The sequence below is a fragment of the Brachybacterium sp. ACRRE genome, assembly GCF_022346485.1.
Classification (GTDB): domain Bacteria; phylum Actinomycetota; class Actinomycetes; order Actinomycetales; family Dermabacteraceae; genus Brachybacterium; species Brachybacterium halotolerans.
Map to the genome: position 1 here is coordinate 33,761 of NZ_JAKRMO010000026.1, position 15,644 is coordinate 49,404.

31 protein-coding genes are annotated in these 15,644 nt (G+C 68.3%); 10 read left to right on the forward strand and 21 right to left on the reverse strand.

Going from position 1 to position 15,644, the window contains the following annotated elements:
- Positions 1 to 186: 186 nt before the first annotated feature.
- Positions 187 to 585 carry a hypothetical protein gene (locus MHY49_RS09350; RefSeq protein ID WP_239203731.1) on the forward strand — a complete coding sequence of 133 codons (399 nt, stop codon included), beginning with the start codon at positions 187 to 189 and terminating at the stop codon, positions 583 to 585.
- Here the strand turns inward: MHY49_RS09350 and MHY49_RS09355 are convergent.
- The 3 genes from MHY49_RS09355 to MHY49_RS09365 all read right to left on the reverse strand — a co-directional run bounded on the left by MHY49_RS09355 (position 582) and on the right by MHY49_RS09365 (position 3,273).
- Positions 582 to 1,346 carry a hypothetical protein gene (locus MHY49_RS09355; protein WP_239203732.1) on the reverse strand — a complete coding sequence of 255 codons (765 nt, stop codon included), beginning with the start codon at positions 1,344 to 1,346 and terminating at the stop codon, positions 582 to 584. The genes MHY49_RS09350 and MHY49_RS09355 overlap by 4 nt on opposite strands.
- Positions 1,347 to 1,404: 58 nt before the next feature.
- Complete coding sequence (locus MHY49_RS09360) at positions 1,405 to 2,598, reverse strand: helix-turn-helix domain-containing protein (RefSeq protein ID WP_239203733.1); 1,194 nt, start codon at positions 2,596 to 2,598, stop codon at positions 1,405 to 1,407.
- Between the two features lie 240 nt (positions 2,599 to 2,838).
- On the reverse strand, positions 2,839 to 3,273 hold the full coding sequence (locus MHY49_RS09365) for a DUF6283 family protein (RefSeq protein WP_239203734.1): 435 nt from the start codon (positions 3,271 to 3,273) through the stop codon (positions 2,839 to 2,841).
- 211 nt (positions 3,274 to 3,484) lie between these two features.
- Between MHY49_RS09365 and MHY49_RS09370 the strand changes: the two genes are divergently transcribed.
- A complete protein-coding gene (locus MHY49_RS09370; protein ID WP_239203735.1) occupies positions 3,485 to 3,736 on the forward strand; it encodes a hypothetical protein in 252 nt (83 codons plus the stop codon).
- 88 nt (positions 3,737 to 3,824) lie between these two features.
- Here the strand turns inward: MHY49_RS09370 and MHY49_RS09375 are convergent, their stop codons facing one another.
- Positions 3,825 to 4,013 carry a hypothetical protein gene (locus MHY49_RS09375; RefSeq protein ID WP_239203736.1) on the reverse strand — a complete coding sequence of 63 codons (189 nt, stop codon included), beginning with the start codon at positions 4,011 to 4,013 and terminating at the stop codon, positions 3,825 to 3,827.
- 110 nt (positions 4,014 to 4,123) lie between these two features.
- Between MHY49_RS09375 and MHY49_RS09380 the strand changes: the two genes are divergently transcribed.
- Both MHY49_RS09380 and MHY49_RS09385 read left to right on the forward strand, forming a co-directional pair.
- The gene (locus tag MHY49_RS09380) at positions 4,124 to 4,504 is read left to right on the forward strand and encodes a hypothetical protein (RefSeq protein WP_239203737.1); all 381 of its coding nucleotides are present in this window, start codon (positions 4,124 to 4,126) and stop codon (positions 4,502 to 4,504) included.
- Between the two features lie 101 nt (positions 4,505 to 4,605).
- The gene (locus MHY49_RS09385; protein WP_239203738.1) at positions 4,606 to 4,875 is read left to right on the forward strand and encodes a hypothetical protein; all 270 of its coding nucleotides are present in this window, start codon (positions 4,606 to 4,608) and stop codon (positions 4,873 to 4,875) included.
- Between the two features lie 40 nt (positions 4,876 to 4,915).
- Here the strand turns inward: MHY49_RS09385 and MHY49_RS09390 are convergent, their stop codons facing one another.
- The 17 genes from MHY49_RS09390 to MHY49_RS09470 form a co-directional block, all read right to left on the reverse strand.
- Positions 4,916 to 5,140 carry a hypothetical protein gene (locus tag MHY49_RS09390; protein WP_239203739.1) on the reverse strand — a complete coding sequence of 75 codons (225 nt, stop codon included), beginning with the start codon at positions 5,138 to 5,140 and terminating at the stop codon, positions 4,916 to 4,918.
- Positions 5,137 to 5,376, reverse strand: a complete 240-nt coding sequence (locus tag MHY49_RS09395; protein ID WP_239203740.1) for a hypothetical protein — start codon at positions 5,374 to 5,376, stop codon at positions 5,137 to 5,139. Before MHY49_RS09395 ends, MHY49_RS09390 begins: the two co-directional genes overlap by 4 nt.
- 4 nt (positions 5,377 to 5,380) lie before the next feature.
- The gene (locus MHY49_RS09400; RefSeq protein ID WP_239203741.1) at positions 5,381 to 5,734 is read right to left on the reverse strand and encodes a hypothetical protein; all 354 of its coding nucleotides are present in this window, start codon (positions 5,732 to 5,734) and stop codon (positions 5,381 to 5,383) included.
- Complete coding sequence (locus MHY49_RS09405) at positions 5,731 to 6,033, reverse strand: hypothetical protein (RefSeq protein WP_239203742.1); 303 nt, start codon at positions 6,031 to 6,033, stop codon at positions 5,731 to 5,733. Before MHY49_RS09405 ends, MHY49_RS09400 begins: the two co-directional genes overlap by 4 nt.
- A complete protein-coding gene (locus MHY49_RS09410) occupies positions 6,030 to 6,329 on the reverse strand; it encodes a hypothetical protein (RefSeq protein ID WP_239203743.1) in 300 nt (99 codons plus the stop codon). Before MHY49_RS09410 ends, MHY49_RS09405 begins: the two co-directional genes overlap by 4 nt.
- Positions 6,326 to 6,601 carry a hypothetical protein gene (locus MHY49_RS09415; protein ID WP_239203744.1) on the reverse strand — a complete coding sequence of 92 codons (276 nt, stop codon included), beginning with the start codon at positions 6,599 to 6,601 and terminating at the stop codon, positions 6,326 to 6,328. Before MHY49_RS09415 ends, MHY49_RS09410 begins: the two co-directional genes overlap by 4 nt.
- Entirely contained in the window at positions 6,598 to 6,882 is a 285-nt protein-coding gene (locus MHY49_RS09420) for a hypothetical protein (protein WP_239203745.1), read from the reverse strand. The genes MHY49_RS09415 and MHY49_RS09420 overlap by 4 nt, the downstream gene beginning before the upstream one ends.
- 113 nt (positions 6,883 to 6,995) lie before the next feature.
- The gene (locus tag MHY49_RS09425) at positions 6,996 to 7,247 is read right to left on the reverse strand and encodes a hypothetical protein (RefSeq protein WP_239203746.1); all 252 of its coding nucleotides are present in this window, start codon (positions 7,245 to 7,247) and stop codon (positions 6,996 to 6,998) included.
- Positions 7,244 to 7,735 (reverse strand): hypothetical protein, encoded by a 492-nt coding sequence (locus tag MHY49_RS09430; protein WP_239203747.1) that lies wholly within the window; start codon positions 7,733 to 7,735, stop codon positions 7,244 to 7,246. The genes MHY49_RS09425 and MHY49_RS09430 overlap by 4 nt, the downstream gene beginning before the upstream one ends.
- The gene (locus MHY49_RS09435) at positions 7,732 to 8,268 is read right to left on the reverse strand and encodes a hypothetical protein (protein WP_239203748.1); all 537 of its coding nucleotides are present in this window, start codon (positions 8,266 to 8,268) and stop codon (positions 7,732 to 7,734) included. The genes MHY49_RS09430 and MHY49_RS09435 overlap by 4 nt, the downstream gene beginning before the upstream one ends.
- Positions 8,269 to 8,491: 223 nt before the next feature.
- Positions 8,492 to 8,851, reverse strand: coding sequence for a hypothetical protein (locus tag MHY49_RS09440; RefSeq protein WP_239203749.1), 360 nt, complete (start codon positions 8,849 to 8,851; stop codon positions 8,492 to 8,494).
- The gene (locus tag MHY49_RS09445) at positions 8,848 to 9,675 is read right to left on the reverse strand and encodes a hypothetical protein (RefSeq protein ID WP_239203750.1); all 828 of its coding nucleotides are present in this window, start codon (positions 9,673 to 9,675) and stop codon (positions 8,848 to 8,850) included. The genes MHY49_RS09440 and MHY49_RS09445 overlap by 4 nt, the downstream gene beginning before the upstream one ends.
- Positions 9,676 to 9,748: 73 nt before the next feature.
- Complete coding sequence (locus MHY49_RS09450; RefSeq protein WP_239203751.1) at positions 9,749 to 10,192, reverse strand: hypothetical protein; 444 nt, start codon at positions 10,190 to 10,192, stop codon at positions 9,749 to 9,751.
- A gap of 1 nt (position 10,193) precedes the next feature.
- Entirely contained in the window at positions 10,194 to 10,427 is a 234-nt protein-coding gene (locus MHY49_RS09455; RefSeq protein ID WP_239203752.1) for a hypothetical protein, read from the reverse strand.
- A gap of 2 nt (positions 10,428 to 10,429) precedes the next feature.
- Positions 10,430 to 10,666 carry a hypothetical protein gene (locus MHY49_RS09460; protein ID WP_239203753.1) on the reverse strand — a complete coding sequence of 79 codons (237 nt, stop codon included), beginning with the start codon at positions 10,664 to 10,666 and terminating at the stop codon, positions 10,430 to 10,432.
- 74 nt (positions 10,667 to 10,740) lie between these two features.
- Positions 10,741 to 11,748, reverse strand: coding sequence for a DNA cytosine methyltransferase (locus tag MHY49_RS09465; RefSeq protein WP_239203754.1), 1,008 nt, complete (start codon positions 11,746 to 11,748; stop codon positions 10,741 to 10,743).
- Positions 11,745 to 12,113 (reverse strand): hypothetical protein, encoded by a 369-nt coding sequence (locus tag MHY49_RS09470; RefSeq protein WP_239203755.1) that lies wholly within the window; start codon positions 12,111 to 12,113, stop codon positions 11,745 to 11,747. Before MHY49_RS09470 ends, MHY49_RS09465 begins: the two co-directional genes overlap by 4 nt.
- A gap of 183 nt (positions 12,114 to 12,296) precedes the next feature.
- Between MHY49_RS09470 and MHY49_RS09475 the strand changes: the two genes are divergently transcribed.
- From MHY49_RS09475 to MHY49_RS09500, 6 genes are all read left to right on the forward strand, one after another.
- On the forward strand, positions 12,297 to 12,590 hold the full coding sequence (locus tag MHY49_RS09475) for a hypothetical protein (protein WP_239203756.1): 294 nt from the start codon (positions 12,297 to 12,299) through the stop codon (positions 12,588 to 12,590).
- 3 nt (positions 12,591 to 12,593) lie between these two features.
- Positions 12,594 to 12,905 (forward strand): hypothetical protein, encoded by a 312-nt coding sequence (locus MHY49_RS09480; RefSeq protein ID WP_239203757.1) that lies wholly within the window; start codon positions 12,594 to 12,596, stop codon positions 12,903 to 12,905.
- Between the two features lie 1,120 nt (positions 12,906 to 14,025).
- Positions 14,026 to 14,571 carry a hypothetical protein gene (locus MHY49_RS09485; RefSeq protein ID WP_239203758.1) on the forward strand — a complete coding sequence of 182 codons (546 nt, stop codon included), beginning with the start codon at positions 14,026 to 14,028 and terminating at the stop codon, positions 14,569 to 14,571.
- A 4-nt stretch (positions 14,572 to 14,575) separates the two neighbouring features.
- Positions 14,576 to 14,860, forward strand: a complete 285-nt coding sequence (locus MHY49_RS09490; RefSeq protein WP_239203759.1) for a hypothetical protein — start codon at positions 14,576 to 14,578, stop codon at positions 14,858 to 14,860.
- Complete coding sequence (locus MHY49_RS09495; protein ID WP_239203760.1) at positions 14,857 to 15,087, forward strand: hypothetical protein; 231 nt, start codon at positions 14,857 to 14,859, stop codon at positions 15,085 to 15,087. The genes MHY49_RS09490 and MHY49_RS09495 overlap by 4 nt, the downstream gene beginning before the upstream one ends.
- 146 nt (positions 15,088 to 15,233) lie before the next feature.
- Positions 15,234 to 15,644, forward strand: a 411-nt coding sequence (locus MHY49_RS09500) for a hypothetical protein (RefSeq protein WP_239203761.1), incomplete at its 3' end; no start/stop codon positions are given.

Below are 15,644 nucleotides of genomic sequence, written 5' to 3' on the forward strand. Positions count from 1 at the left end.
GCGCGGTTCGATCGGCTCGCGGCGTCGGGGCTGTCGCCCACGCCCGGTCGCCTCGCGGTGGCTCGGCGGTTCGGTTCGGCGCCTGTCGTCGGATGGTGAGGGTGTCCTGCGGGCTCGGCGGTCCGCCCACTTCTCTGGAGCGCCCGGTATGCCGGCGCGTGGAGCCCGCTCGAGAGGAGACCCGCCATGTTCGGACGGTTCGTTGACGCATTGAAGATGTCGATCGATGAGGTGGGCGCGAGTCTCTCCCACGTCCCCGGCGACTTCTTGGTGGTCGGCTGCGCGCTGTCGATCCTTCTCGGGCTGGGCGGTGCGCTCTTCGTGCAGGTGAAGAACCGCGTGTACTCGGTTCCCGGGACGCGCATCCCCGCCCTGTCGGTAGTGGCCGTGTACGGGGCGATTGCGCTCCTACTGCTCGGGACGTTGACGTCCCACAGTCAGGTCACGGGGAGCGATCTGGGGCGCGGCGCCGTCGTGCTCGTCTGTGGTCTGGTCCTGCTCTGCGGATGGTCCGTGTGGGCGAACGCGAGGATGCGCCGGATCGAGAACGCAGCGGACGCATCGAGGCGCGAGGGCGAGCTCTAAACGGTCTCCGGCTCCCAGATGTTCTTGGCCGCGTCCAGTGCGTAGTGGAACGCAGAGAGCACGTCGCCGAGGTCGGTGACGAAGTCCCCGTGGGAGAGGGACTGCCACGCGAACCCGTGCGCGGATCCACTGGCGGTGTGCCAGATCCACGTGAGGTGATCGCGCAGCACGCCCGGTTCAATCCTCGCATCGGCGGCCGTGACTTCGCGTCCGATCAGGTCCGCGGCGATGCGGATCAATGACCTGTCGCCCGGGAGGCCGGCCGTGTTGACGGTTTTGATCTTCCGGCGGAGCTCGTCGACCTCGTCGGTGTCCCAGCGCAGGCCCGGCAGATGTTCGATGCGGTCGATGTCTGTGAGGGCGCGGTCGAGGCTGCGGGCTTCCATACCGAGGATGTGCTCGGCGTGCTCGCGTCGGTCGTCGGACTGCGTGGGCAGGGAGATGTACCCGAGTCGTCCTGCGGCCATGAGGATCGTGCGGAGTTCTGCGCGGAACGGCGCCGGCGCGAACAGGTCCGATTGGATCGCGAGGCGCAGATGCGATGCGGACTCGAGCGCCGCGATCACGGCGTCGCGCAGTGAGTCCTCGAGGGACACCGGGGCGTCGGGGAAGCTGCTGTCGATCGCCGCGATCTCACTGGACGTGGCAGGGGGCTGACGGATCCATGCGTGGGTCGCAGGCAGCTCGAGGTGTTCGATGATCGACATCGATCGTTCGAGATGCGCGGGAGCGTCCGGCGAGTCGACGCTGAAGATGTACATGGCTCAAGAGTAGGGAGCCGATACGAGCAGAGTCCGGGGCGTGATGCTGCGGGGGAGTTCATCGCCAGGTGTCGCCGATGAGGTCGAGCATGTTCGCGTCTCGGATCGCTCGGCGCTCCTGGTTGGTCCCCGCCTGGCTGGTGGTCATTCCGGTGGCGCGCGCATGCCTCGCCGCGTCCAGCCTGTCGCCGTTCGCTGAGGGGTCGGTGAAGAACCGGCCGTCGGCGAGGTAGAGCTTGGCCATGTCGCTGCTGACTTCGAGCCTTCGGGCGATCTCCGCGCGCGTAAGTCCTTCGCTCTGGAGCTTCACGGCCTGCTGGCACAGCTCCAGGCGATCGCGCATCTTGCGTCGGGAGTAGTCGTTGACGCCGGCGTCGGAGGGGAGGTCGACCCCTGCATCCTGGGCCGCGATCGTGATCGTTCGCGCGGACACTCCCAGCGTTTCGGAGATCTCGTGCCGGGACTGCCCATCCTCGAGCAGCGAGACGATCTCGGCACGGATGCGACGCTGCTCGGGGTCGATGCGAGGAGCGCGGGTGTCGACGCCGGCCTTCTGCAGCGCCCGGGAAACGACGGCGGGAGAGACTCCTTGGCGTCGAGCGATGTCGACTTGCTTCCAGCCGTCGTGGAAGTCCGCGACGATGGTCTCGTTCCTCTTCCGGATCCGGGCGTCCTCGGCTCTTTGGCGCTCGTAGCGCTTCTCGGCGAGATAGCGCTCGACTCCTCGGGGCACGGCGCCGAGGCGAACCGTCGATGGGAGTCCGGCTTCTGGCGCGCGGTGCCGGAGTGCGATGAGGTGGGGGAGCGTGTCGTTGGTGAGGTGGAAGCCGTCGCGGGCGATCTGCTCGCGGACCGATTCATCGAGGGATTCCCAGAGGGGATCGAGGAGGCGCACGTACTCCTCGTCCGAGGGCAGCAGCTTGTTGAGCTCGGGGAAGGTGGGCAGCGCGGCGAAGGCACTCGCGATGAGCAGCTTGGATCGCCGGTCGTAGTCACTGCGGTACTGGAGGGGAACCAGCACTCGAGCTCCTGTGTTGTTGAGCGTCGCGATCATCGCATGCGCGTAGTACGCGTACCGGGCAGACGCATACCCCAGGCGTGAGCCGTTGAGGTCGATGGCCAGTGCGTGGTCGTCGTGTGCATTGAAGGGTTCGGGGACGAGTTCGCCCCAGGTCTCCACCCATGTGCCCGGGGGATGGAACCAGCACGATGGGTCGGCGTACAGGGCGCCACGCACACCGATCCACTTCAAGGGGACCTCTTCGAAGTCGCGGGAGTCATCGAGGGGGATCGCTCGTGCCGTCGTCCAGGTTGCCGTGCGGAGTTCTCGCTGCGGCCGTTCGTACTCGTGCGGGGGTCGACGATGGGTTCGTTCCCGCGCCTCGAGGAGTTCCCTTCGGGACACCACCCCGTGAAGGTCGATCTGCGTCATTCCTGAAGATTAGCGAGGCTCGGCGAACGGCGGCCGTGGTCGTCGAAAGATGGCCTGGGGTCAGGCGCGGTCGCTGCGCTCGCGCATGTCGCGGGTGCGCTCCAGCTTGGCGATGGTGTCCTGCGCTCGTTCGTCGGGTGCGTCGATCGATGCGATCCCGTGGCGCGCGGCGTCTGCGCCCGTGGGCCAGAGGGGCACCGTGGTGGAGTACTCGGCGCAGGAAGGGTCGAGGCTCCCGTCGATGATGCCGATCCGCACGGCCAGGAGCTCGAGCGGGTCGCGGTGTCCGAGCCAGCCGGCGCAGACGGTGCCGTCCTGCTGGTGGCAGGAGAACTCGCGTGCGGATGTCTGCTCGGGGATGTCGCCGTCGTAGGCGGGGAGTTTGTCGTATTCGCTGCGGTCCCAGACGCCGGAGGGCACGCCGCAGCGGTAGGGGCATGAGGCGCACGGGGTTTTCCGGGGTAGTTCGCCGCCGCTGTCGTTGGTGGTTCCCATCGCCGTGGTCCTTCCGCGCGTCCGGCCTCATTTTCGCAGAGCTGGTCGCTGCACCAGTGGGCGGGTGCTGCGCGTCGCAGGCCGTCCCGCGCCGGCACCCGAGAGCGTCGTGGGGTGTGGTCGGTGACGGCTTCGGGCCGGGGTGCTGTCCTGCCACGCGACGGGCGCGCCCACTGTCGAGGTGACAGCACCAGTGTCGGGAGGTCCAGAGATGACCACGCACCTGAAGATCACGACCGTCTACGCGGACGGGTACACCGAGATGCACGACCAGGACTGGCCGGGCTGGAATCTGGAGGCGGCCGCGTCCGTGATGCGCGCGCGGCGCTGCGTCGCTACGGGAGGCCTCAGATACGACCTGCCCCTGACGGACCGGCAGCTGGAGGTCGGCATCATCCGGCAGCACCACGAGTGGTCGAACGTGGCCGTGCCCTCCAGGGCGCTGCAGGATTCGTCGAGCTGACGTCCCGGAGGGCGCAGCGCGAGCGTCCAGCTCGTCGTCGACCGCAGATCCGGGAGCGCGCCCAGTCTCCCCGCGGTCGGCTGGGCGATCAGATGGGCCAGCGCGCCCAGCTGATGACCTGTGCCCTGTCGGGGACCGGGCAAGCAGCCTGGGCTTCCTCCCAGGTCTCGCCTTCGCCGGAGACGGTCGCGGTGTCGAAGGCGCTGATGTCGCGGTCGCGGACGGGAACGTCGGTGAAGTCGACGTCGAGGGCGACGCGGGCGTAGGCGGTGATCATGATGCTTCCAGTATCGCGGCTGCCCCGGGCGCCGGGAGCAACGGGCGCGTGTGACGTCCTCCGAGACGGATGGGCCGCCCACTATTCGGGCGACGCCGGAGGCTCCGGCGGTGACGAACATGGGGGTGCTCATGGAACGCGGTACTGAACGCGGCCACGGCTTTGCGCGCGGCGGTCTGATTGCTCTGGTCGTCGTCGTGGTCTTGGGCGGGTTCGCCTTCACGACGTCCACGAAGGAAGAGGGCGTGAAGATCACGGTGACGGAGAAGGATCGCGTCGTCACGCGCGAGAACTCCTACTACCTCGTGTGGTCGAAGGAGGGGGAGACGTTCAAGAACTCCGACTCCCTGTCGCAGGGGAAGTTCGCCTCCTCCGACCTGCAGGGCAGGCTCCATGAGGGGACGACCTACACGTGCACGGTGTCGGGGGTTCGGATTCCCGTCGTCTCGACGTACCGCAACATCCTCTCGTGCGAGACCGCGGGGAAGTAGTGCCCGCTGTGCCGGCGCCGGAACCCTCTGCGGGAGGCGGAACGATCAGGCGGGGCGCTACTCGTCTGGTCGAGGACCGGGACGGGTACGTCGTATCCGTCGTGGATCTCTACCACCGGACGAGCTCGGAGGCTGCCGCCGAGATCGCCCGCACTGGGCGCTTCATCAGTCTCTGCCAGGATCGCGAGCATGCCTTCTTCACGGACAATCCGGTGGGGGAGCGCAGCCGGCAGTACGGGCAGACTGTCATGCACGTGCTCGTGCCTGCATGGGCGGCACTTCCCGATGAGGTCTTCGACGACGAGTCGTACTTCCGGGTTCGCCTCGAGCATCTCGCGGACTGCAGCGTCACGGTGGCTCCCCGACCCTGAAGGACACTCCGCTGCGGCCAGACCGGTTGTCGGGTCGCGCTCAGAGGCTCCTGCCGCCGACACGCAGATGGTGCAGCACCTGTGCTGCGGCGAGGGAGAAGCTGCCGCCGAAGAGGAAGACGTAGCCCGCGGGCGTTTGGTGGGTGAGCACGTCGTACGCACCGAGGCCGAAGGCGATGATCCCGCCGACCGCCAGGACTGCGGTCACGAGGGCTGCCGGGGAGAAGCCTCCAGCCGGCTTGTGCTCGGGTGTTGGGTGGCTCATCGGGTCTCCTCTGTTCCCTGATCGTCGAGCGCGCGACGGAGGCTTCGTGGCGGCCGTGCTGGACGTCGTGTGGGCTTGCCCTTGGACCGCTCCCTGTGGCGTCCCCAGTACGCGCCCGCGATGAACATGCCGACACCGTTCGAGTGGGGTTCGGGGAATCGCGCGGCTTCCTTCATCGCGGGGTCCACGAGGTTTTCGCCGCGTGCGGCGAGGCGATTGATGGTGCGGGGAGTCATGGGGTCATCCTTCCAGGGCGCGCACGGTGGCGCACGGCCATGCATGGTCGCACTCGTTGCAGATGCGTGTCCCGCTGAGGGTGTCGCCCCAGGGGTGGTGGAGGTCCCGGACCCGCTGGAGGGCGTCCAGCAGCTCGGGCACGGCGTCTCGGGCGGCGGCGATGAAATCAGCAGTCTCGGCGGCATCGTCCTCGTCCTCTCGGAAGCAGTCGATGAGGGGCTGGCCGTCCACGGTCACCTCCCAGCAGTGATGCGGGGGCTGCCCGAGCGGACGGTGGTGGATGCGCTCCGCCTCCCATGGTCCGAGGGTGGCGGCGTCCGCGAGCTTGCGCAGGTGCTCCCGGTCGATGGTGGTCACGGGGTCTCGCGCTCCCTTCCGTTGGCGTGGAGGCCTCGTCCCATACGGTCGGCGGCGAGGTCGATGTCTGCGAGCACGGCGGTGGTGTGGGTGGGGCCGTTCGGGTGGAGATGCTCGATGTACAGCCCGACCTCCCTGGCGGCGTCGCGGCGGACCTGGGCGTCGTGGGCGGCGAGGTACGCGTAGAACTCCTGCACACCCTCCTCGTGCGTCACCATGCCCTCGCTCGCGTGGTGCACCACCTCGGCGTAGCCATGTGCGATCCGCTCGTCCGCTTCGCTCGGCGTGTACCCGGTCATGCGCCCGTGCTCCTCTCGTCTCGGTAGGGGTTGGGTGTCGTTTCTGCCTTGTAGTAGGCGGGGATCGAACCGTCGCATCGCCAGCGCTCATCGGCGTTGAGCCAGCCAATCTCGTGCCCCTCGTTCCACGCCTCGGCCTTCTCCTCGCGCGTGGCGGGCTGGACGACCGCGAGCACGGCGTCGGCCACCTCCCCGGCCGCGTCGATACCGATCGCGATGGAGTAGTAGCCCGAACCGATGACGATGCCCTCCACCTCGTCCCGGATCTGCTCGCGCAGGGTGTCGGTGCCGGTCATGCTCTCGCCTCCCGCGCGGCGATCAGGGCGGCACGGATCGCCTGCGGCTCGTCGGCGTATTCGTACTCATCGAGCACCGACCTCGCGGCCTCGACCTCAGCGTCGGTCGGTTCCTGCGATGCGCCCCACTCGGCACCCGCGACGAACCCGCGCCGGTACGCGATGTGCTCGTCTGAGTCGTAGGTGTTCCCGTCCTCGCGCCGGATGGGCGAGTGCGCGATGGTGGCGGCGTCCTCGGCTTCGGCTCGGGCGCGGTCGGTGAACGTGGTCATCGGGTCGTCTCCTCCGCGAGCCTCTTGATGGTCTCCCCATGCTTGGCGTGGATCAGCTCCGGGAACATGGCGGTGCCGTCCGCGTACGTGGCCGTCGCGGCCGCAATGAGGTTCGCGGTCCGCTGCTCGTAGGCCAGAGCGAGTGTCGCCTGCGCCTGGGCTTCGATGGCGACCGCAAGGGCCGCGGTATTGGTGTCGCCCTCGCGGTCCATCCACGCGCGCAGAATCTTCACAGAGCCCTCCGCGTCTGCCGCATGCGGGTTGCCGGGAATCGTGGCCATGGTCGGTCCCTTCTCGTTCGTGGGTCGACCATCAAGTGGGCGGGCAGGACCTACGACGGGACGCTATCTCGCATTACACGGCGTTGCGTTGGTCTTCCCCATACCAGTGGGGCTCATCGGGCTGCCTTCCTCGCGGCGATCAGGGCGTCGCGCATGATGTCTCCGAGCGTGAATCCCTCGCTGGTGTTGTAGGCGCGCAGAGCGGCCTCGACCTCATCGCGGGTCGGTTCCTGCGATGCGGCCCACTCGGCGCCGTCCATGAAGGCGGTCACCTTGTGTTCGCTGAGCGTCATCACGGGTTCCATGCGCTGGATGCGATAGCGCTCCTCGGCTTCGACTTGGGCGCGGCCGGTGAAGTCGCTCATCGGGTCGACCCGCTCTCGATCTGGAGCATGGCCGGTGCTCGGCCGGACTCGATCGCCAGTGCGAGCGACGGCTCGATCTGCTCGGAGACAGTCTGGCCTGTGCCTGGCACGATCGTGTGCGCGAGGAACTCGGCCTCGAACGTGACGATCCCCGACTCGACGGCCTCGAGCTTCGCCTTGATCACCAGAGCGAGCGCCCGCCACCGCTGCCGGCAGGCCTGCTCCCACGCCTTGAACGCCGCGTCCGCGCTGCGGGGCGTCCCACGCTCCGGCGTCCTCGTGAACTTCCGGTCGCTGCGAGACGGCATGGTCATCAGGAACCGCACCTGGCGGCCGTGAGCGATGAACGTGACGGCCGCGCGGGAGGTCTCCCCATCGTCCTCCGTGGCATACCCGAACCCTGTCGCCCCGTAGCGGGCGAGCACGGACTCGATCTCAGCGCGCGACCGACTCGGGTCGACGGTCGTGGACTTCGCATAGGTGCTCATCGGTCTTCGCTTCCTCGGCGGTGGTTGGTCTTGGCGACGGCGCGCATGAGAGCGGCGCGGAACGTGGCCGGGATCGGTTCGGGTGTCAGGGCGGGCGCGCGGCGGAACACGCGCAGCCGGCCGTCGCGTCCGGGGGCCATGAGGCCCCAGTCCTCCGGTAGGTCGTCGTGCACGATCGCTCGATCCGGCACGACCAGCCACCAGCGGTCGCAGTAGCGCTTGACCGCTTCGGCCTTCGTCGGGTCGCGGAGCTCGGTGAGCCAGTCGGAGCGGCTGACCTTGACCTCGTGGCCGTGCAGCAGGAGCCCGTGGTACGTCCAGCAGTCCTGGGCGAGGAAGTCCGCACGGCGCGGATCCCGGTAGCGGCCGTCGGCTGTCGTCCACCCGGAGTGCTCGGCGACGTGCTCGGCGCAGGCGTAGCGGCGGGCGGTGCCCTGGCTGGTCTGCGAGTAGCGATCATGGAGCAGGTCGAGCATGTTCCGTTCGGTGACCTTCGTTGGGACCTCGGGCAGAGCGTCGAGTAGGTCCATCATCGCTCCTCCTTGGGTGCGAGTCCCACAGCGGCCAGGGCGTGCGCCAAAGCCTCGGTGTGGGTGGGGTGATAGGTCCACTTGCTGTGGACCCCTGATGCTGCGATGCGGAGCAGCATCGGGGCGCTGCCGGGGCGGAGGGACGGCGTGCCCACCAGGACCACCCACGGGGTTCCCTCCCGCTGTGCGACTGACCGCGTATCCGCGCGGGTGATGACCGCCCGCTTCACGATGCACCGTCCTCGTCCACGCGGGCGGACCCGGCGCGGAACTCGAAGTAGTCGCCCTGCCAGACCGGCTCCACGGTCACCACGACCGTGCCGCGCACGTCCTCGTCGCTGTTCTCGTGCCAGACCGTGATCGCGCACTCGCTGGGGTCGAACCGTCCGACGTGATGAGCCCGGACGGTGTACCCGTCGTCGTAGGTGTTGTAGTGGTGCGGCACCCCGAACGCGACGTGGTAGTTGTAGATGCTCTCGCAGTCGCAGTCCCAGACGGCATGGCACGGCGCGTCTGCCGGTGCGTGGCAGGTCATCTCGCCGTTGCCAGGGCTGGTGAGGTCATAGGTGATCGTGTGGGTGCTCATCCCTCGCCCTCCCCGTCCTCGGTGACGCGCACGCCCAGAGCGTGATCCCGCTCGGCCAGCGCGTCCGCCAGTCGGCCGCGCTGCTCCGGCGTGAGGTCGCTCGCGGCGGGCATCTCGCCCAGCTCCTCGTCCCAGTCCTCGGCTCCCTCGGGTCGCTTCGGGGTCGGCGGATCGAACGCCTCGATCACGGCTTCCGTGATGTCGTCCGTCGCCATGGGGGTGTCCGGGTACAGGGCGCGGAGGTTGTCGGCCATCCGCTGAGCGATCATCACTTCCTCGAACAGGGCGGCGTCCAGATGCTCGCGCGCCGTCAGGGATTCCAGCTCGCGCACGCGGGTCAGCGCCTCGTCCCGCTCGCGGCGGACACGGGTATGGACCTCGACGACCCGATCCCGCTCCTCCTCGGCCTTCTCCGCGCGGGCCTCGGCCTCGGTGGTCTTGGCCTGCGCCTGCGCGATCAGGTCCAGGGCATAGGTGCAGTTGCAGGTGAGGTCGTCCTCGTCGGTCTTCGGGGCCGGCGCGGCAGGCAGGGAGGCGTGGAATCCTGCCCGCACTGCGCCCTCCTGGGGGCCGCCCACAGCCATGTAGGCGCGGATGAACGCTTCCACCATCTCGTCGGTGATCGCGGACGGCATCGGAGCGGGCGCGATCTCGTCCAGAGCCGCGCGGAGGTCGCCTGCATCTACATGAGCGGCTGCAGTGTGCTCGCGGCCGCGGAATGTCTCGCGGACGTGGACGGTGACCTCGTTGCGGCGGGCGGTCAGCTCTCCCGACGACAGGGTCACTACGTCGCCTGCTCGGTCCCTCAGGATCTTGCTGATCATGGTCTGCCCCTTCTCGATTGTGGGTCGACCTTCTAGTGGGCGAGCTCCGCGTGCGGTGGGACGAGAGGGCCCGTCACGCGTCCCGTCCCAGCTGGCTGAGGATCTGATCGCGGCTGCGATGCAAGCGTGCGAGCTCGGCGATCCTGGAATCGGAAGGGAGGCGTTGCCGCAGGGGAGCGTTCTGTGCCGCTCGGTCCGCACCGTGCTCGATCCCTCCGAAGAGAGGGTCGATCCTGCGGAGCTTCTGGTCGATCGCTTCGAGGCGAGCTTCCAGGCGCGGTCGGGCCTCCTCGCGCCGTCGCAGTGCCTTGGTGCGAGCGGCCTCGTGCTCTTCCTGAGCCTTCGCGAGCCGGCGACTGGCGACCGTGGCGTGCCGAGAGCACAGCCAGGGCCGGGTGGACGCCTTCGCGCACACCCGCTCGGCGGATTCGATCCACGCTGCGCACTGCGCGGGGTCACGGTCATCGATTCGAAGGGCGACCTGCAGGGCCAGGGTGCTTTCGTCGTGACTGCCCATGTCAGTGCTCCGTCTCGTAGTAGGTGCCCGGCTCGTCAGCCTCGCCGTAGATCTCTTCGGTCACGTGGGCCAGACCCGTCGTGTGCAGGATGTCCTGCGCCTCACGGCTCGCCTCATCAGCCCCGTCGCTGTGGTCCAGCACTGCGATCTGACCGGGGGTCAGGCGGTCGGTGTTGATCTCGACCGTCCGGGTGCGGAAGACGTACTCGGCCATGGTGTAGGTGCGGATGCTCATGGTCAGTTCTCCTCGTCAGCGGAATCGGAGGGGTGGTTCTCCCCGAAAACGGTGCGCCAGACGTCTCGGGCGAAGCCTTCGAGTTCGCCGTCGATCACGGTCACCTCGTCGGTCTCGATGGTCAGCACGCGGTCATCGGTCTCCCACTCCTGGCACGGGAAGTCGATGTTCTCGGCGAGCTCCCCCTTGGACAGAAGCTCCAACCGGGGGTTGCGATGGGTCTCAACATGGACGCTCATGGTCGGCCTTCCTCGTCTCGTGCGGTTCGAGGACTCAGTGGGCGCTGCGGCCGTTCGGCGGGACGGCTACGAGCTCACCGAGGGGACGATGCCGGAAGTGCCCCCAGCGAGGCGGCCACGCGCTCGCCCAGGAAGCGGGAGACGCGCACGGGCACAGCGTTGCCGATCTGCTTGACCACGTCGGATTGCGAGCCGTGGAAGCGGTAGGCGTCGGGGAACCCCTGTGCTCGCGCCCGTTCGCGTGGGGTGAGCATGCGGAAGCGAGGGCCGGCGGCAGTGAAGGTCGCGATGCCATGGTGGTTGCCGCCGGCGGTGACGGTCGCCAGTGGATGCTGATCTGCTCGGCGGGGGCGTGCGTTGCGGCGGTACATCACCAGGTGCGGGATGTCCTTCTCGGTGATCTGTTCGATCTGCGGGGTGACGTACAGGCGGCGGGTGACTGGCTTCCCGAGGTCCGGGTCGAGGATCCGGTCAGCGTGCCGGGGTGCGATCGATGGGGGAGTCAGGTCGACGCTGTCGCCCTGGGTGAAGACGCCGAACCAGCGGCGGCGGGATTGGGCCTCGCCGATGGTGGCCGCGTCGATCACGGTCTGCTGCACCTGGTAGCCCAGGTGTTGCATGCCGTCGAGCCACCAGGGGAACAGGCTCCAGTCGGTGAATTCGCGGACGTTCTCGACGACCACGGCCGGGTACCTGTGGACCTCGGCCGCGGCGATGACGGCGAAGGCGGTTGCCCTGTCGATCGCTCCGGCGTCGGCCTTCAGCCGTTCCTGCTCGACGGGGGGCTTTCTTCTGCCGCCGGCGCGGGCGTGCCAGACACACGAGGGCGATGCCCAGAGGAGGTCCGTGGAGGGGAAGGCGCGGAAGTCCGTCTCGGAGAGGTTCGCGAGGTGGTGCTGGGTCTTCGGATGGTTCGCCGCGTGAGTCTTCACCGCCGTCGGCCAGTGGTTCGCGGCGGCGAGGACCCGGTAGCCGGCCTGTTCGAGTCCCGCTGAGGATCCGCCGGCGCCGGCGAAGAGGTCGGTGGCAGTCAGGGTGTGAATGGGCACCGGGTCCTCGTGGTCCGTGGCAGGGTCGTTCATCGCCGACTCCCGAGCCCGGGGACTACTGCGATGGCGATGATGAGGCCGGGGATGAGAAGGGCCAGTCCGACGAAGAACGCGAGGACCTTGGCCATGCCGGAGAGCCCGCCGTAGATCGCAAGGAAGTTCGCCCCGGTCAGCAGCAGCCCGCCGAGGGCGGTGATTCCTGCCGCGAGGGCGCTGACGACGTGGACTCTCGCGGTGTGCTGAGCGGCCTTGTCGGTGTCGGGCGCGGAACGGGCGAGGACGCGATCGAGCATCTGGATGAGGACGGCGCAGAGGACTCCTGCACCGAGGGGGAGGAAGGCGGTGACGATGTCGCCGACGCTGGGCAGACCAGCGGACAGGTAGGGCTGGGTGTTCATGGGACCTCGTCTCGTTCACGGTGGGCCCTTCAAGTGGGCGAAGAGTCGCGGCCGCGGGACGGATCGTGGTGGGGCAGGGCGATGTACGGTCCCGGTCGCGAGCGGGGCGATGTCCTGCAGCAGGTTGCGATCGCCCACTGGTCTGGTGATGCCGGAGACCTCCGGCGCAGGAGGAGGCAGATCGTGAGCTCAAGGAATCTCGCTACGGAGTACGCGCAGCACACCGCCGGCGCTGACAACGTGTGCCTGATGATGGACCTGGTGAACACCGAGGCGCTCCAGCAGGTGGTGGCCAAGGCGTTCGAGCAGGGCCGTGCAGAGGAGCGACGTCAGCTGTCCGCTGCGACGCGGGACCGTGCGGAGCTCAAGCAGCGCCTGGTCGATCGCCTCCACAGAGGTGGCTTCGGCACGTACACCTACGAGTCGGTCGAGGTGGAGGACGTGGCCGAGGACATGCTCGACGAGCTGGGGCTGTGAACGATGACCACCACCTACGAGGAGAGGTCGCCCGTGCCGGCGGCCCAGGAGCCCGGCCCTGGCGCGGTGACCTATGCGCAGGTACGCAGAGATGCGGTCACCGTGAGTCTCGACGGTGCGTTCGTCGATGAGAGGACGCCGGCAGGATGCTTCGGGATCGTCGTGCGCAATGCCGGTGGCGTGCATACCTACTGGCTGCGCGGTGCGTTCGGGGACCCCGGAGCGCGCGTCGTGGCGCGCACGCGAGTCGTCGACGGAGAACTGGTGCACTACGTAGGCGGAGGCCTCGATGGGGGACGGAGGGAGACGGAGTGAGCATCGTCGACATCGCCGGTAGCCCGTACACGGTCGACCCTCTGGGCCGCGTCGAGCTCGTCGCGACTCGCAGAGATGCCATGAGGGGGCTTCTCGCCTTGTCCCTCGCTGGTCTTCTCCTGGCTGGAGCCTGCGCGTTCGGTGCCGTGAGTATGTACTCGCGGGACGTTCAGCTGTCCGCCACGACGGGAGTTCTTGCCTGCGCCTTCGGAGCAGCCGGAGGGGGCAGCGCCCTCGTGTTGCGCAAGGTGCGTGCGCTGCGTCGCGATCCTGGTGCCTGGAGGATTCCTGCTCGCCGCGCACCATTACGCCCTGCGGACGCGGGCGCATCGTGGGGTCAGATCCTGCGTCCGCCACGGGCCGTCGGCCCGGTCCTGGTCGGCATCGCCGCCCTGGGGTTCATCGGCAGCGTTCTGATGTCCGCCCCCGTCCCGGCTCCCCTCGAGGTGCTGGGGTTGTGCGCCGTGGGTATCTTCCTCACGTGCCTGCTCACCCTCCTCGCACTCTTCCAATCCGCGATGGTCTGGGTCGTGTGCGCGAGGATAGTTCTGATGTTCTTGCCTGGGCCGGCGCCCGAAGGGAAGAGCGACGCGGGGTAACGAGAAGCGAGTGGTCCTCAGCGCGGTGATGGCCTGGCGGTGGAGTCTGCCCCACCCTTGTCCGCCGTGATCCCACCTGCTGGGGAGGGCGATCTTCGCAGGTCATGCGTCGATCTCCTACATCCCCCACATCCCGCCGCGTGAACCATAGGCCTATAGGGGAGATCGGAGAACATATCCCCCTCATACATACATACATTTCTCTTCTTAAGAGATAGAGAAAGTATTTAGGGGATGAGGGGGTTTCTGCCCGGACCTGCGCGTTTGTTGGGTGGAGGACCGGTGGGGGCCGTGGGGAACGACCCGGAAATCGGTCGGTGGCCTGCACAAACGAGTGGTGGGGATCGTGCGGGGGCTCTCCCTCCTTGTGCCGACTGGCGACCCGCGTGAGGCGCATGCCCACGGATGACTCCGGTGCACGGCGACGGAGAGGCCCGTGCAACGTGGCAGTCCTCGGTCCCGCGAGACGCCCCGTCCGCCCACTGTGCGTTTGACCAGGAAGCGGCGAAGAGGAGACGTGGATGAGCACCGCAACGCACGGCGAGGCGACCACCAGCGCGGACGTGGAGCGCTACGACCCCTGGGAGACGTACTGGGAGGTGTGGAAGCTCCGCGACGGCAAGCTCGCCAGCACCGGGCGAGAGCACGCGACCGAGGCACAGGCCCGTGCCGTGGCAGACGGGCTCACAAGCACCGAGACCGAGGTGCACAAGGTCGAGCGTGTACGCCGCGATCCGATCCCGGAGCGGTTGCGAGTCGGCTGGAGCACGATCGAGACGTGCTTCCACGAGCACGCCGCCGACATGACGAAGGACGACCTCGCGCGCGGGCTCGGCACGGAGTTCCCTCCGGAGTTCGCCGACTGGGCGGTCGGGATGCTCGCCGCCCGCGACTGGCGCGAACGCCACGACGCCCAGGTCCGCGAGGCCGCTGCCCGGGAGGCGCTCGAAGGCCTCTCGGCGTGGCTCGCGAAGGTCGCTGCTGCTCACCCCGAGCGGAGCGCGCACATCCCGATGATGCGAGCCCACATCGACCGATACCTCGCCGACAACCATCCGAAGGACTGATCTCGTGAACGACGACATGACCCACGCCGAGGGCAAGGCCCCGGGATCCGAGGACGAGAACGGCGGCCGCGCACAACTGCGCAAGCAGGTCGCCGTCGACATGCTCATGGTCACCCAGGGCGACGTCGACCCCATCTACGCGTGGCAGGTGCAGGACGAGGAGGTCCGCCAAGAGCTGCTCGAGCAGGCCGACACGGCGATCGCACGCATCGTCTCCGAGCTCGACCTCGCCGCCCGGCTCCTGCCCGCTCACGCCCCCTTTGCCAACTCGAGGGGCGCAGGCGCATGAGCAAGCAGACCAGGATCCGCGAGGCGCGCGCCATCACCCGCGGTCTCGCACGAGGCTTCGCGATCGTCCTCAGCGTGCTCTTCGTGCTCTCTGGAGCGCTCTCCTGCGCAGCTGGCGATCTGACCCCGCTGCTCGCCGCCGTGGCCCTCGCGGTCGTCAGCTACGCCCTCCTCGGTGCCCTGCACGCCGCCGAGATCCACCGCATTCGACGCAGCCCACTGCACTGACCGCGCACCGACCGGGTTCAGGATCAAGGGATCGGACGGGTCACCCGCAACCTGTCGAGCACCGGCGCCGTCCCGTGAGGACGCGAGGTCGCCCGCTTTCGGGGAGAGACGGGAGAAGAGTCCCGTCCAGCACGAAGGGCACCCCGATGCACATCCTCTGCCGCGACGTCTCCGCTGTCTCCCGCACGCTCGGCATCCACAACGCCGACCTGGCAAGTATCAGGACGACGCACGGCGAGGTCCTCCTCTTCTTGGCCGTCGCAGGTGAGCCGATCGAACCGCTGACCGTCTCGACCAGCTCTTTTCGGGATGCCCCGAACTGCGACCAGATCGCCGTGCGCGACTACGACCGCCATCGCGGGCTCCCCATAGTCCTCGAGGCCGCGGGCATCGCCATGCGCGCGGATCGGATTCGCCTCGCGGGTCAGCCGCTCTCGCTGATGAAGCGCCCTGGGTTTCGTTCCGTGGTTAGGCGGGCGCGGTCGTCGTGGGGTGAGTGTAGGACGCTTCGACCGCTGCGGGGGTGCGGTAGTCGAGAGTTTCATGCAGTCGGGACG